Source organism: Rhizobacter sp. (assembly GCF_031412495.1).
Taxonomy (GTDB): Bacteria; Pseudomonadota; Gammaproteobacteria; order Burkholderiales; family Burkholderiaceae_C; genus Schlegelella_A.
Genome location: NZ_JANODC010000191.1, coordinates 1 through 12706, shown reverse-complemented (window position 1 = coordinate 12706; position 12706 = coordinate 1). Strand labels below are relative to the sequence as shown.

The 12706-nt window shown below is 72.9% G+C and carries 11 protein-coding genes; 5 read left to right on the top strand and 6 right to left on the bottom strand.

What is annotated here, in order from left to right; genetic code table 11:
• Window positions 1-73 precede the first annotated feature (73 nt).
• Window positions 74-1084 carry a metal-dependent hydrolase gene (locus tag AC30N0_RS07070; RefSeq protein ID WP_489517220.1) on the top strand — a complete coding sequence of 337 codons (1011 nt, stop codon included), beginning with the start codon at window positions 74-76 and terminating at the stop codon, window positions 1082-1084.
• Between the two features lie 34 nt (window positions 1085-1118).
• On the opposite strand, the gene AC30N0_RS07065 is transcribed toward AC30N0_RS07070, so the two are convergent.
• The 5 genes from AC30N0_RS07065 to AC30N0_RS07045 form a co-directional block, all read right to left on the bottom strand.
• A complete protein-coding gene (locus AC30N0_RS07065; protein WP_489517219.1) occupies window positions 1119-2039 on the bottom strand; it encodes an ion transporter in 921 nt (306 codons plus the stop codon).
• The gene (locus AC30N0_RS07060) at window positions 2036-7648 is read right to left on the bottom strand and encodes a DUF7379 domain-containing protein (RefSeq protein WP_489517218.1); all 5613 of its coding nucleotides are present in this window, start codon (window positions 7646-7648) and stop codon (window positions 2036-2038) included. The genes AC30N0_RS07065 and AC30N0_RS07060 overlap by 4 nt, the downstream gene beginning before the upstream one ends.
• 43 nt (window positions 7649-7691) lie before the next feature.
• Entirely contained in the window at window positions 7692-8597 is a 906-nt protein-coding gene (locus tag AC30N0_RS07055; protein ID WP_489517217.1) for a caspase family protein, read from the bottom strand.
• A gap of 96 nt (window positions 8598-8693) precedes the next feature.
• Window positions 8694-9299 carry a hypothetical protein gene (locus tag AC30N0_RS07050; protein ID WP_489517216.1) on the bottom strand — a complete coding sequence of 202 codons (606 nt, stop codon included), beginning with the start codon at window positions 9297-9299 and terminating at the stop codon, window positions 8694-8696.
• A 23-nt stretch (window positions 9300-9322) separates the two neighbouring features.
• A complete protein-coding gene (locus AC30N0_RS07045) occupies window positions 9323-9721 on the bottom strand; it encodes a septal ring lytic transglycosylase RlpA family protein (RefSeq protein WP_489517215.1) in 399 nt (132 codons plus the stop codon).
• A 449-nt stretch (window positions 9722-10170) separates the two neighbouring features.
• Here AC30N0_RS07045 and AC30N0_RS07040 point away from each other — a divergent pair, with 449 nt between their 5' ends.
• The 4 genes from AC30N0_RS07040 (at window position 10171) to AC30N0_RS07025 (ending at window position 12505) form a co-directional block, all read left to right on the top strand.
• Window positions 10171-11394: a glycosyltransferase gene (locus AC30N0_RS07040; RefSeq protein WP_489517214.1), complete on the top strand. Its 1224-nt coding sequence runs from the start codon at window positions 10171-10173 to the stop codon at window positions 11392-11394.
• 95 nt (window positions 11395-11489) lie between these two features.
• Window positions 11490-11726: a hypothetical protein gene (locus AC30N0_RS07035; protein WP_489517213.1), complete on the top strand. Its 237-nt coding sequence runs from the start codon at window positions 11490-11492 to the stop codon at window positions 11724-11726.
• Window positions 11727-11866: 140 nt separating this feature from the next.
• A complete protein-coding gene (locus AC30N0_RS07030; protein ID WP_489517212.1) occupies window positions 11867-12160 on the top strand; it encodes a hypothetical protein in 294 nt (97 codons plus the stop codon).
• 159 nt (window positions 12161-12319) lie between these two features.
• Complete coding sequence (locus AC30N0_RS07025) at window positions 12320-12505, top strand: CsbD family protein (protein WP_489517211.1); 186 nt, start codon at window positions 12320-12322, stop codon at window positions 12503-12505.
• 3 nt (window positions 12506-12508) lie between these two features.
• Here AC30N0_RS07025 and AC30N0_RS07020 read toward each other — a convergent pair.
• Window positions 12509-12706: hypothetical protein (locus AC30N0_RS07020; RefSeq protein WP_489517210.1), on the bottom strand; the 198-nt coding region annotated here is incomplete at its 5' end.

The following is a 12706-nucleotide window of genomic DNA, read 5'->3' as shown; positions in this document are numbered from 1 at the left end:
GTCGAGCTACACCACGGGGTCGATCGTCGAGGTGACGGGCGGTCGCTGAGGCGCGGGCCGGCCGGCGGCACGCATGGACTCGCTCACCCAGCTGACGCTCGGCGCCGCGGTCGGGGTGGCCGTCATGGGCCGTCGCACCGCCGTTTGGAAAGCCGCGGCGTGGGGCGCGGTCGCCGGCACGCTGCCCGATCTCGACGTGCTCGTCGAGCACGGCGACCCGATCCGCAACATGGTGCTGCACCGCGCCGAGAGCCACGCGCTGTTCTGGCTGACGCTGCTGTCGCTGCCTTTCGCCGCCTGCGTGGCGCGGCTGCATGGCGAGTGGTCGCTCTGGCGCCACTGGTGGCTGGCCCTCTGGCTGGCGCTCGTCACCCACCCGCTGCTCGACGCGATGACGGTCTACGGCACGCAGCTGGCCCTGCCGTTCTCGAGCCATCCGTTCGCCGTCGGCAGCGTCTTCATCATCGACCCGCTCTACACGCTGCCGCTGCTCGCCGGCGTCGGCTGGGCCCTGGCCGGCGGCGGCGGCGGGCGTGAGATGGCGGCGAACGCCGCCGGCCTCGTCCTCAGCACTGCCTACCTGGCCTGGGGCGTGGCCGCACAACGCGAAGTCGAGCAGGTCGCCCGCGCCTCGCTGGCCACGCAGGGCATCCAAGCCGAGCAGGTGCTGGTCACGCCGACGCCGTTCAACTCGCTGCTGTGGCGGGTGGTCGCCATCGCCGGCGAGCATTACCACGAGGGCTTCCACTCCCTGCTCGACGCCGACCCGGCCGTGGCCTTCGACCGGTTCCCGCGCGGCACGGCGCTCTCGGCCGAGCTCGGCGGCGTCGATGGCGTGCAGCGCCTGAAGTCGTTCAGCAAGGGCTTCTTCGCGCTGCGCGACGACGGCGCCCGGGTCCTGATCAGCGACCTGCGCATGGGCCAGGAGCCTTACTACACCTTCACCTTCGCGGTCGCCGACCGGCGCAGCCCGGCCGTGCCGCTGTCGACGCCGGAGCAGGTCGGCGCGCGGCCGGACATCGGGCGCGCCTGGGCCTGGTTGTGGCGCCGCGCCCTGGGCGAGCGGCTGCCGCCGCCGCGCTGAAACGCGGCCGCCCTCGCGGGCCGGGCCGCGACCTTCAGCGAGGTCGGGATCGCTCCGGCACGGCGTCGGGCTCCGGCGCCTGCTCGTCCTCATCGACGGCATCCCGGAAGTAGCGCGGCAAGGCGGCGCCGCAGTCCTTGCAGTAGCGCGCGTCCGGCTCGTGCCCTTCGGACAGGCAGGCCTGGCAGGTGCGCGTCGTCGGCTCGCCCGGGCGCAGGCGCAGGGCCGTGAACTCGGCGCTGACGATGCCGGTCGGCACCGCCAGCGTGCCCCAGCCGACGAGCATCATCACCGAGGCGATGAAGCGGCCGAAGCCCGTCTTCGGCGTCAGGTCGCCGTAGCCGACGGTGGTCATGGTGGTGATGGCCCAGTACACCGACACCGGCACGTTGGTGAAGCCGTGCGCCGGCCCCTCGACCACGTACATCAGGGTCCCCATGACGACGACGACGAGCAGCACGAAGCTCAGGAAGACCAGGATCTTGCGCCGGCTCGCCACCAGGGCCCGGCCGAGGGCCCCGTACTCCTCGACGTACTCGACCAGCTTGAGGATCCGGAACAGGCGCAGCAGGCGCAGCAGGCGCACGTCGATGAGCGCGTGCAGGCCGGGCACGAACAGCGCCGCCCAGGTCGGCAGGATGGCGATCAGGTCGATGATCCCGAAGGCGCTCCGTGCGTAGCGGAGCGGCCGCTGCACGCAGGCCAGGCGGGCCAGGTACTCGAGCGTGAAGACGATGGTGAAGAACCACTCCGCGGCCTGCAGCGCAGGGTCCCAGCGCGCCCGGACGGTCTCGAAGCTGTCGAGCATGACGACGGCGACGCTGGCCAGGATCATCCAGATGAGGACCAGGTCGAACATCCGGCCGGCCCGCGTGTCGGCCTCGAAGATGATCGTGTAGAGGCGCAGCCTCCAGCCGGTGAGCGGCCGGCCGAAGCGGTTGTCGGCGAAGATCATCCGCTGGCCATCGCCTGCAAGGCAGCAAGCAGGGCCTGGGCGGCGCGCTTCTCGGCGACGCTCGCGACCCCCTGGTAGGGCTCGAGCGTGAAGCGGGCTTCGGCGTGGACCGAGTCCCACATGGCCCGCGACGGCACCCTCGACTTGAGGTCCTCGAACTCGCCGATCAGCGCCGGCGCCGCGCCCGCCAACTGCCGCCCGGCGACGGCAGCCAGCAGGCGCAGCTCGGTCTGGCCGACCACCGACCAGAAGTCCGGCCGCGTGCTCGCGGCGCGCGCCAGGGAATCCTGCACCGCCTGCATCCGCTCGGCGGCAAGCTCGGCAGGGCGCCGCTCCAGGAAGGACAGGCGCAGCTCGGCGCTGATGTTGTTCTTGCCGGGATAGAAGAGGTTGTCGGCACGCGCCTCGCGGGCCAGCCGCTCGGCGTTGCCGTAGTGGCGGGCCATGGCGCGCAGCGCCGCATGGCGATCGGCCGACGCCTCCGCCGCGGCGGAGGCACGCTTGCGGCCGCGCTTCGCGGCGGCGGCGGCGGTGGCCGCCTCGGCACGCCCTTCGACCATCACCAGCCGCTTGTAGGCCGAACCGAGGAGCGCCTCGCGCTCGGCCGTCGGCTGGATCTCGACCAGCTTGCCGAGGCGGGCGATGGCTTCCTCGATGTCGAGCCGGCCGAGCGCCGAGTCGGCGCGCTGCTCGCCGCGCCGGGCCAGCTGGTTGGCGAGCTCCTCGGCGGCCTTGAACGACGCGCTGCCGTCGCTGGCGTGGACCGCGGCGCGGTACCACTCGATCGCCTTGTCGCGTTCGCCGGCGTCGGCCCAGGCCAGGCCGAAGGCCTCGGCCACCGCGCCCATGCTGCCGTAGTCGGGGGCGAAACGCGCTTCGAGGAAGCGGATCTTGTCGCGCTGCGCCGCTTCGAGCCGGGCGCGCTGGGCCGGGTCGTCGTTGCCGAAGCGGAGCCGGATGGCGATGGTCTCCAGCGCCAGGGCCAGAGCCGGCGCCGAGGAGACGCCACCGAACTCGTCGCCCGGCGCCGCCGACGCCCGCTGCGCATCGGCGACGCCGCGCTGCCAGGTCCAGCCCGGATCGCCGTAGCACTGGTAGGCCGACCAGGTGTTGCCGCCGGCGCCGTTGCGCCAGGCGGCGGCGCGCGCCGCGGCGACGGCATCGATGAAGCGGTCGCCGGCCATGAGCGAGTCGTAGAAGGTGGTGGCGAAGAGCTCGGCCGGCTTGTCCTCGACGGCCCAGCCGGCGGCGACGACGCAGCGCACGCCGATCTCGATCAGCGCCTCGGCCAGGTTGGCGGCGAAGGCGGCGCGGTCGTACTGGTTCGGCGCCGCGAGCGCCGACTGCACGTCGCGCCCGGACAGGTGACAGCAGTTCAGGAAGACGAGCTCCGGCACCGTTCGCATCGCCTTCACTTCGGCCGGGCCGAGGAAGGTCCCGCCCGAGAGCACGACGCCGCCCTTGGCTCCGGGCGCGCCGTGCCCGGCGACGTGGACGATCCGGTACGGTCGCTCGAACAAAGCGTTGATGACGTTGCGGGCGTCGTCGGCGCCGCTCGTCAGGGCCCGGACCCGAGCCGCGCCGACGCCGTCGGGGCCGGCGCCCAGGCGCGCCGCGACGGCGATCGCCTCGGCGCGGGCGCCGGGCAGCGGCGGATACGCCGGGTCGTCGACGAAGGGCTCGCCGATGACAAGGATGTTGCCGTCGGCCGTCGCGTCGGTGACCTGGGAGCGGAACTCGCGCGTCTGGAGCTTGCGCAGCAGCTTGCTGCGGATCGCCCACGGCCGTCGGTCGGCGCCCGACGGGCCGGCCGCGGAGGTGTCTAGCACCTCCCACGGCAGCGCCGCCGTGCCGCTGTCGAGCTCGATCACCATCTCGCTGGTGCCGCCGAGGAAGGGTTCCATCTCCACCGGCACGAGCAGGTCGAAGAGGGTGCGGCCGATCTGCGCGTCGCGGTTGGCGTCGTTCGACGCCTTGGCGACCAGCTCGCGGACCAGCGAGCCCTGCGTCTGCTGGGCCCGCACCTCGGTCCGGGCCCGCTTGGTGTCGAGGCTGTAGGTGATCGTCGGCTGGCCGTTCAGCAGCGCGCCGGTGGTCGCGCTGATGAAGTCGTAGGCCGCGCCGCGGTAGCTGGAGTCGAGCGAGCGGCGCAGCGCGCCGGCGCCGGCCTGGACGCCGCCGACGACCTGCAGCTGGTGCGGCGCCGCCGTCGCCTGCACCTGCAGCGCCCGCCAGGCATCGCTGGCGCGGTCGAGATAGAACTCGACGAGGACCAGGCGGCCGACCTGGGGCCAGCCGTTCTCGTGCAGCTTCTGGTTCGCTTCGTAGGTGCCCTGCGCCACCATCTGGGCCGCGGCGCCGGCGCTGATGCCGGCGCCGCCGCTGCCGATCAGCGTCGAGGCCAGCTCGAACTCGGCCGGCGCGCCACCGGGCTGCTCGGCCAGGCGCTGGGCGTAGGCGATGACGGCCTGGCGCACGGTGTAGGCGAGGTCGGCGGCGCGCAGCTTTCCTTCCTCGCCGAGCCCGGCGACGATGACCGCCACCGGCCGCGCCATGGCCAGGACGTTGTTCGGGTCCTTGCGCACGTTGCCGAAGATCTGGTGCGTGCCGACGCCGTCGGGGTACAGGCCCGCAGCCAGCGAGCGGCTCATCGCCCGCGCCACCAGCCGGTCGACCACCGCTTCGGTGCCGGTGAGGGCGATCGAGCGGTAATGGCCGATGACGAGCGGCTCGTGCACGAACTTGAGGTCGGCGTTGAGCACGGAGACGTGCAGGGCCCGGCTCGCCGCGCCGGCGCGGCCGGAGGCGAGCTGCGGCCGCCTCGCGACGGCGAACACGTCGCCCGCGTTCGACGGCGGCTGCGACGGCTGCAGGCCGCGCGACGGCCGGCTGCGCACGAGCGCCGCCGCCGCCGCACCGGTCGGCATGCCGGTGCCGGCCGAACGGACGCCCGGTCCCGAGGTATCGAGGCTGGCGAGCAGGTGCGTGTCGCCCTGGACGAGCAGCTCGAGGTAGGCCGCGAAGGCGCTCGTCGTGCTCGGCAGGTCGCCGTGCGATGCGTCGAGGGTCCAGGTCCGCACGCCCGGCAGCAGCGCCTTCGCCAGCGGCACGCGGCCGTCGCCGCCGCCGGGCGCGTCGAGGTACTCGAGGCCGGCTTCGCCGAAGACGATGCCGGCCGGCGTGAAGTCGGCGTGGCCGACCACGAGCAGCGTCTTGTCGAGGCCGGGGCCGAAGCCGGCGGCCTGGGCGTCGAGGCGGCGACGCAGCGCCACCGACTGGTCGAGCACGTCCTGCGGCGGCGCGCCCCACCGGTAGATCGCGCGCTGCACGGTGTCCGAGTGCCAGATGCTGCGCTCGGCCAGGCGCCGCATGTCGTCGTCGGCGAGCTTCTGCCAGCTCTCGGCGCGGTCGAGGCGCAGGGTGGTGTCGAGCAGGTCGGCCTGCAGCTGGATGAAGCCCGGCATGCCGGCCATCACCTCGCGCGCGCCGCCGTTGTCGAAGATCGAGCCGAACACGGCCAGGGCATTGCCGAAGGTGTCGTCGCCGGAGAGCGTCTGCATCGGCGACCAGGAGCCGCCGTTCGGCGTGCCGAGCATGACGAAGCGGGCGCCCTCGCGCGCCATCAGGCGCTGCCACGTGTCGGGCTTCTCGAGGGCCATGGTCCGCGCCACCAGGCCGCCCATCGAATGGGCCAGGATCCGCACCGGCTGCTGGCTGCCGGCGCGCGCGACGAGCGCGAGGTCGACGGCCTCGGCGAGCCGCCGCGCCTCGTCCTCGACCGGGCGGCGCCAGTCGTAAGCGAAGGGGATCACCTCGTGCGTGTCGGCGAGGCGCTCGATGAGGTCGCCGTAGACCCTGCCGATCGGCCCGTCGGGCTCGACGCTGGCCGCCGTTGCCGGGTCCCAGGCGAGCGTCTTCAGGCCGTTGAAGAAGCGAAAGCCGAGCCAGATGCGCTTGCCGTCGCGCTTCAGGTTGGAGCCGAGGATGCCCGGGATGACGAACACAGCCGGCCGCTCCCCCGCGCTCGAATCGCCCGCCTGGCCGTTGCTGCCCGCCGGGCCGCGCGAGCGGGCCACCGCCAGCTTCGCGCGGATGCCGCTGGCGTCCTCGCCGGCCCACGACAGCGGCCCGATCGTGGCGAACTCGGCCGGCGTCTCGTCGATCAGCGCGCCGGCGATGGCCTGAACGGTGCGGTCGTTGGCGAAGTAGTTGAAATGCGAGACCTTGCCGCCCTTGTCGAGGACGAAGCTGGCACCGCTGCCGCTTGCCGTGTGCGCCCGCGGCGAGCCGCCGTACATCGAGCGCGTCTGCACGACGAGGTCGTTGTCGGTCCAGTAGAAGGCGTCCGACAGCAGCGTCTTGACCCACGCGCCGATCGAGTCGCCTTCCATGTCGCCGGCGATGACGCGCAGGTCGCCCGGGATCGGCTCCTCGGCCCGATTGAGCCAGTCGACCATGGGCCGGCCCGGCATCATGGCTTCGAGCCCGGGCAGCTCCTCGGGCTCGGCGCGGCGGCGCGCGACCTCGTGCAGGAAGTCGAGCAGCTGCGGCGCCACCGGCACGCTCGCCAGCTGCAGGCTCCAGGTCAGGACCGACAGGTAGGCATCGAGCCGCTTCGACGCCAGCAGCGTGCCGCGCGCTGGGCAGGCCACCCGGACGATGCGCTCGACGCGCAGGCCCTTGCCCTGCGCTTCCTGGACCAGGGCGCGCAGGTCGCTGCGGTGCTGCGCGTACGCGGCGTCGGCGAAGAGGGCGAGCACGTCGGGGCCCAGCGCGCCGCCGCCGCAGACGCGCGCCATGACCTCGGCGACGATGCCGCCGCGCGAATGGGTGAGCAGGTGCAGGCGCGCCCCCGGCGGCAGCGCGCGCACCAGCGTCAGCGCATTGGCGATCGGGCTGGCGCCGAGGGTCGGGTGGTCGAGGCCGTAGACGCGGTCGGCGTAGCGCGCGAACAGTTGCCGCGTCGTGGCGCCGTGCTGGGTCCAGAGCTTGTCGAAGGTGCCGACCGTGTCGGAGAAGGTGCCGTGCACCAGCACCAGCAGCGGCCCGCCGTCGGCGGCCGGCGGCACGCTGTCGAGCTTGCGGCCACTGCCCTTCAGCGACTGCAGGGCATCGGGCGAGAGGCGGTAGACGCCGGCCTCGACCTGGTCGTCGACCTTCCTCGTGACGGCGGCCGCGGCGAGCTTGGCGGCGGGGTCCTTGGCCAGGCCGGTCAGCACCTTGAAGCCGCTCAGCAGGGCCTGGCCCATCCAGCCGCGCGTGGTGCCGCGCGTCGCCTCTGCCTCGAGCCCGGGCCAGCCCAGCTGCGCCGGCACCATCACCTCGCCGGCCGACGCCGCCCGGCTGCTCCGCGTCGCCGACGCGCTCTGCGCCAGCATGAGGTCGCGCGCGGCGGCCGGGTGGAGCACCAGCACCGGCCCGTTGGCGACGCTCAACACCACGACGTCCTCGCCCGGCCGGGCCGTGACGCGCACCGGCTCCGCGCCGCTGCGCAGGCTGCCGACGCGGACAGCCGCCTTGACGCTGCCGCGCGGGTCGCCGCCGCGCGTCGCGGGCGCCTCGGCCTGGCCGGGAATGACGAAGGTGATCTCGTTCGCTGCGCTGGCCATCGTCGCTTCCTTGTCTCGGTGGGTGTCGGCCGGCGGCTGCGCCTCAGGCCGTGAAGGGCTTCTGCAGCAGGAAGGCGCCGGCCTTGCCGAGCGTGAACAGGTTGGGCGACTGCGAAGCCGGCAGGCGGGCCCGGATCCGGGCGTGGAACATGGCGTAGTTTCCGTCGAAGCGGCCCTGGTTCCAGACCCGCAGCAGCTGCTCCGTGAAGGCGCCGTTGTGCTCGCCGTCCATCGAGGTCTGGTTGTCCTGGCAGCCCGAGATCAGCAGCACCGCCGGATCGAAGCGGCTCACGATCGCCGTCAGTCGCCCGCTCACCGCGACCTGGGCCAGGGCGACGTCGGGGTCGACGACGGGCTTGCCCGCGGCCTTCGCGACCTGGCGCTGCAGGCCGTCGTAGAAGGCCTGGTGCTCGCGGTAGGTGCGCATCGCCACCGACTCCGGCATGAGCTTGGGCCGCTGCGTCGGGATCGTCGCCACCGGCATCGCCGCATCACGCGTCACGCTGCCGCTGTGGCAGCTGTCGGAGAGCACGAGGATGCGCACGCCGGCCGCAAAGCGGCTCAGCTCGAAGTAGAGCTCGTCGTCGATGAGCTGGCCGTCGAACAGGCACCAGGTTTCGTCCTTCTTGTCCGGCTCCTCGCCGCTGACGTCGGGAACTTGGCCGCCGTGGCCGGAGTAGCTGAGGAAGAAGAAGCCGCCGCCGGCGAGCGCCTTCGCCGCCTTGCGCAGCGCGCCGAGCACCGCCGCGCGCGTCGCCTTGCGCGTCAGGAGGACCGTCGGCTTCATGCCCTGCGCCCGGGCGATGGCCGCCATGTCCTCGGCATCGAACTCGCAGGCGGCGAGCGGTCCGGTCCAGCCGCCGTAGGCGCCGGCACCGACGCTGTTCAGGCCGAGATGCAGGGACAGGGCGCGGGCGCTGGCCGCCTTTTTCGCAGTGCGTGCGCTCATGCAACCTCCGTTTGGCGTGCCGGGCGGGATGCCGGCTGCGGCCGGATCATCCGCGCCGGGGCGGCGCGAGGCAAGCCGGACCAGGGCCTGTGATCGCTATGGGAGGGTTCGCGCGTCGATCCAGGTGACGCGGCCGCCGCGGCTCCGCACCGTGTCGATCATGTGCCGCGTCCCGCCGGGTCCGTCGCCGCCGCCGCCGTCCCAGAGGCAGATGCAATGCAGCCGCTCGGGGCCGAAGGCGAGCGCGCTGTCGAGCAGCCACTCGTTGCCGCGCAGGAACGGGTCGGCGCCCGCCGGCAACGGGCCGAGCGCGACCGGCGCTTCCCGCGGCGGCGCCTCGAGGCGGGCGACCGCGGCGCGGAAGCGTTGCCGCCACGCCGCCCCGTCCTGGGAGGGCAGGATCGACCGGGCGACGAACTCGTCGGCCGCGAGCGGCAGCAGCAGGCGCACCGCGACGCCGCGCTGCTGGCAGGCCTCGGCGAAGAGGAGGTCGCCGCCGGCGGCCCCCTGGGTCAGGCCGAGATCGGCGGGCCCGGCGCCGCAGGCATCGAGGGCGGCGCCGATCCGCTCGCTCGCCACCGCCACCTTGCGCGCCGGAAAACGCGGCCCGGCGCGGTCGGGCGCATCGACCATGTGGCCGGTGAACAGGAACACCTGGCGCGGCCAGGGCGCGCCGCCGCCGGAGGACGGGTCGTCGGTCACGCGACGGACATCGCGCGGACCGCTCAGCGGCCGGCGTCGATCGGCGGCACGCTGCCGAGCGCGTCCACGAAGCGCTCGAGCTCGTCGGCCGCGGCATCGGTGGCGGCAGGGCGGGTCGCCCCGGCGCCACCGCGCCGCCAGGTGCCGGCACGGATGTCGGCGTAGGTGATCCGCTCCAGCTCCACCGGCGCCACGCCCCGCAGCAGGCCCAGCCGGGCCGCCGCGGCGTAACTGAGGTCGACGATGCGGCCGGCGTGGAAGGGGCCGCGGTCGTTGACCCGCACCACCACCTCGCGGCCGTTGGCCGGGTTGCGGATGCGGGCGTAGCTGGGCAGGGGCAGGGTCGGGTGGGCCGCCGTCATGGCGTACATGTCGTAGGTCTCGCCGATCGCGGTCGGGCGCCCGTGGAACTTGCGTACCACGAGGCCAGGCCGCGTTCGACGAAGGGCGCGTCGCGGGTGAACGGCACGTAGTCGCGGCCGAACACCTGGTACGCCTTGTTGGCGCCGCCGGGGCGGATCGCCTCGAGCCTCGGCACGGCGTCGGGGCGGATGGCCAGGTCCGCCGGCGGATCCTCGCCGGGGCCGTCGCGATCCGATGGGACGGACACGGCCGGGCCAGGAGGCCTGCGCTCGCTCACCTTGGGTGGCCCCGCGCATCCTGCCACCAGCAGCACCGTCGCGACGATGGGCCACACCGGGCTGCGGCAACTGCTCTGCGGCGCAAACGGGGCTCGGCGCATGGGTCGACCTTAACCGATAGGGGCACGCCATTTGCTGAGGGAGTGCGGCACCCGCCACGATCCCCACAACAACACGCCAGCGGCGTTCCGGAGGGAAGGAATGCCTGGGCGTCCACGACCCGGAACGCCATGCCGCACATCGTCGTCTTCTCGCACCTGCGCTGGAACTTCGTCTTCCAGCGGCCGCAGCACCTTCTTTCCCGCCTCGCTCGAGAGTTCCCCATCGTCTTCGTCGAAGAGCCGTTGCGCAGCGAAGCCCCGGCCCACCTCGAGCGAACATCGGCCGCCCCGGGAGTCGAGGTGCTGCGACCGCACACGCCGGTCGAGGCGCAGGGCTTCCACGACGACCAGCTGTCGCTGCTCGAGCCGCTCGTCGCCGACTGGCTGGCCGAGGAAGGCATCGACGACTACGTGGTCTGGTTCTACACCCCGATGGCCCTGCCCCTGCTCAACGGGCTGGCGCCGCGCGCCGTCATCTACGACTGCATGGATGAGCTTTCGGCCTTCAAGGGCGCAGCCAGGCAGATGCGGCAGCGCGAGACGGCGCTGCTCAAGCGCGCCGAGCTGGTGCTGACGGGCGGGCCGAGCCTCTACGAGGCCAAGCGCTCTCTGCACGACAACGTGATGTGCCTGCCCAGCGCGGTGGACGCAGCCCACTACGCGAATGCGAACGCGGTGGCCGATGCGCAAAGGATGGCCCGCGCGGAAACCTTGCAGGGCCGCATTGCGCCGCCGCGCCTGGGCTTCTTCGGCGTCATCGACGAGCGGATCGACATCGGCCTGGTCGCCGCCGTCGCCGATGCGAACCCGGCCTGGCAGATGGTGATGGTGGGTCCGGTCGTGAAGATCGACCCGGCCTCGCTGCCGCAGCGACCCAACCTGTACTGGCTCGGCCAGCAGCCCTACGAGCTGCTGCCGCAGCTGGTCGCCGGCTGGGACGTCTGCCTGATGCCGTTCGCCATCAACGACTCGACGCGATTCATCAGCCCGACAAAGACGCTCGAGTACATGGCCGCCGGCAAGCCCGTGGTCAGCACGCCGATCCGCGACGTGATGGTCATGTTCGGGGACCTGGTGGCCATCGCCGACGACGCCGAGTCGTTCATCGGCGCCTGCCGCGAGGCCCTCGACGAAACCGGCGAGGAGCGTGCCCGGCGACAGTCCGACATGGCCGCACGGGTCGCATCGCACGCCTGGGACGCGACCGCGAGCGCGATCGCCGAGGCCATCGGCCGGGTGCTCGTTCACCGGCCGGTCGACCAGGCAGTGGTGTGCGCAGCGCACGACGGCACCGGCACCGCGCCTGCGGCGGCGGCGTCGCCCAGGATCGCGGTCGCAGCCGGCTCCCGGTGAATCGCGTCGTGCCGCTGCGGCGCCCGGCAGGCGGATGACGCCGCACGCCCTGTCGTCGCATTCCTCGTTCCTTCACCTGCCGCCGCGTCACCCGCATGGACTGGCTCGACCTCATCCAGTGGCCGGCGATGGCGGTCACCGTCCTCGCCGCGTGGCTGGTCGCCTCGAACTCGAAGCGGCGGCGGCAAGTCGGCTTCTGGACCTTTCTCGCCAGCAACGTTCTCTGGGTCGTCTGGGGCTGGCACACCGACGCCTACGCCTTGATCGCGCTGCAGGCCTGCCTGGCGGCGCTGAACATCCGGGGCGTGAAGAAGGCCGAGCCGGCAAGCTAGCGGCTGTCGTTCCGGTTCGCCGACGGCGCGAAAAAACGCACGCAATCAGGTCGCACCGACAGCGCGAGTGGGTCCCATCCGACAGGCCGCGCGCTCACCATGTGAGCCAATCGTCTGTCTGCTTCACTGGGGTCGCCGTCATGGGACACACCGCCAACGTACCGTCATCGATCTTGCAGGCCCTCACGGGTGTCCTCACCTCGAAGGGCTTCGAGGTGCGCGACTTCGACGTCCGCGAGGATGACGCCACTGCCTTGTCCGACCTGTTCGGCGTGATGGGCGGGCTGCTGCGCATCCGGTGCTTCTCGACCGGAGAGGAGCGGATGTACCCCACCGGCTCCGGCTCCGCCTGGCTCGGCGCGTTCCTGATGGACCTCGGGCGCGGCCACTTCGCCCGCGCCGCGCGCGGATCGCAGAGCCCGCTGGCCGCCTGAACCGCGCGCCGCGCGGCGCCTGGGACGATTCCTACGCAGCGTCACTCGGCGCGCCGACAGATACGTCGCGGCGCTGCGGCGACAGTGGTGTCACGGATGCGCCGTCCCTCGAGGCTCCGGTGTCAATCCGATGCAACCGCTTGAATGGAAGGAATCGTCATGAACAAAGACCAGGTGAAGGGTCGCGTCGACCAGGCCAAGGGTGCCGTCAAGGAAGGCGTGGGCAAGGCGCTCGACGATCGCGATCTCAAGGCCGAAGGCAAGATCGACAAGGCCGCCGGCAAGACCCAGGCGACCTACGGCGACGCCAAGGAGAAGGTCAAGGACGCCCTCGGCAAGCGCTGACGGTCACCGCCACGCTGCCCGCACGCGGGCGCCGAGGTCGACGGCCGCTGCCGCATCCGTGTCGTGGCGGCCGCCCCATGCGGCCTGCTGCGTCACGTAGAAGCGCTGCGGCACGACCGGGCTCGACAGCCGCCAGCTCGTCCGGCCAGGGCGACGCCGGCTGCCGCAGCCCGCGAACAGCGCGCGGAACTCGGCCCAGGC